The sequence below is a fragment of the Neisseria sp. GT4A_CT1 genome, assembly GCF_000227275.1.
GTDB lineage: Bacteria > Pseudomonadota > Gammaproteobacteria > Burkholderiales > Neisseriaceae > Neisseria.
The window spans coordinates 1-1,630 of record NZ_JH164979.1 but is presented as its reverse complement, the minus strand read 5'-3'; the positions used below and the strand labels follow the sequence as shown (position 1 = coordinate 1,630).

General features: G+C 39.1%; 2 protein-coding genes. Both read right to left on the bottom strand.

The window, feature by feature from the left end:
- Positions 1–246 precede the first annotated feature (246 nt).
- Entirely contained in the window at positions 247–678 is a 432-nt protein-coding gene (locus HMPREF1028_RS12770; RefSeq protein ID WP_009313184.1) for a DUF4265 domain-containing protein, read from the bottom strand.
- 51 nt (positions 679–729) lie between these two features.
- A partial coding sequence (locus HMPREF1028_RS14215; RefSeq protein WP_009313182.1) for an RHS repeat-associated core domain-containing protein occupies positions 730–1,630 on the bottom strand: 901 nt, incomplete at its 5' end.

Here is a 1,630-nt window from a genome sequence, read left to right as displayed (position 1 = left end):
AGATTGTTTTTATAGCCGAAGCTGTGTTTGACACAGCCGTCCTCCGAACCGTCTTCCGCTACTGTCAGCGGGGCGAAACGCAGCGACAGCGAGCCGTCCAGCGAGGCGATATAAATAGGTATATCTGCCGTCTAGGTTTTCCTACGGGAGATGGCTGCCGTCACATAGTCTTAAAATTTCTATTACGTAAACAACGCTAGAATTTTCTACATATTACGATATTACGCAAGTTATAGCTTGCACAAATTATTGTGCCAAATACCCTGTGTCATAATCTAAATCGTTAGTTTCCACAAAGCTATCCAAGAAAATATATATTTCTTCTATATCTACTTGGATTGGTATGTTTATTGCATAGAAATTTACATTAAACGCTTCTGACTCACATCCAAGATCTATTAGTTTGGTTAATATATTATCTTTAAATTTCTGATTTTCATTAAAGAAAACAATCCGCAACGTACTATTTTTACTATTAATTATAGTTTTATCATATAATAAGTAATTTTCTTCCTTTTGTATTACACTAACAATATCACCCAAAGATACTTCTTTGCTATAAAAAGGAATATTGTTTATTTTAAAATAGCCTTCTTCAGTTACTTCTGCCCAAATACTTTCCATAGATACTGGGGGATAACCATCAATTACTTCTAGATTAAAAAAAACCTTTTTCATTTTAATTACCTTAAAATTAGTTCATAGAAAATTCTACACTCTTCATAATTTTCATTTATTACTCTTTTCAAGATTACATAATCTACATAAAACTTGCCCGTTCTCTACTGTACCAGATCCACCGTTTGATTTGGCAAATATATGATCTACGTGAGCCTCATTATCCGGCGGTCTTACACCTTTTTCATGTCGCTTAGGCTCAATAGTCTCTACACCGCATCTACCACATATCATTTTTCCGCCATTATCTGCTTTATTTTGCTCTCTAACCGCTTTTTTCCCTGCAGCAGTAAAATCTTTTCCCTTCCTTGTACCTTTTTTCTTCAAATGTCTTTTATAACTTTCAACGTGCTCTAACCCTAGAGGATCTATCCAAGATTGTGCATTAAATGCAAAATGATAGAAATTTTCCCCTCCAAATAATCTTATGGGATCTTGATTAATAAATCTTCCAGAAATCGAATCATAGAATCTAAGAAGATTATAATGCAGCCCCGTTTCGGCATCAAAGTATTGGTTCTGCAACCTGAACGGCTGGTGCGCCGTTCCCGTTACCTTGGTTTCCTCTTTCAGACGACCCCAGCTGGTATAGTTGCCGAACCACAAGAGGTTGCCGTCCTTATCGGTCATCTCCCTAGGGATGCCGATTTGGTCGCAGTGGAAATAGCGGGTTTGTTGTCGGCTTTCGCCGTCTTCAGTTGTCCAATCGCGGACTTGGGCTAAAGGCTCGTAGGAATCTTGATCGGTATAGATATAGGTATATCTGCCGTCCGAGTGGATTTCTTGCAAGAGGTGGCTGCCGTCCCAAACGAAGCGGGTTTGGTTTTCAAGGTCGTTCCCGCTTAAATCATGCGGGAATGACGTTTCCGAAACTTCTTCGTTTTTCAGACGACCTTTGCCTATCCTTCTGCCCAAGGCATCGTAGGTGTAGGACCAAGTTTCTTTCGTACCG

Bases quoted from the DNA above. Each gene is read 5' to 3' on its own strand.
- HMPREF1028_RS12770 (WP_009313184.1), bottom strand. From the start codon at position 678: ATGAAAAAGGTTTTTTTTAATCTAGAAGTAATTGATGGTTATCCCCCA.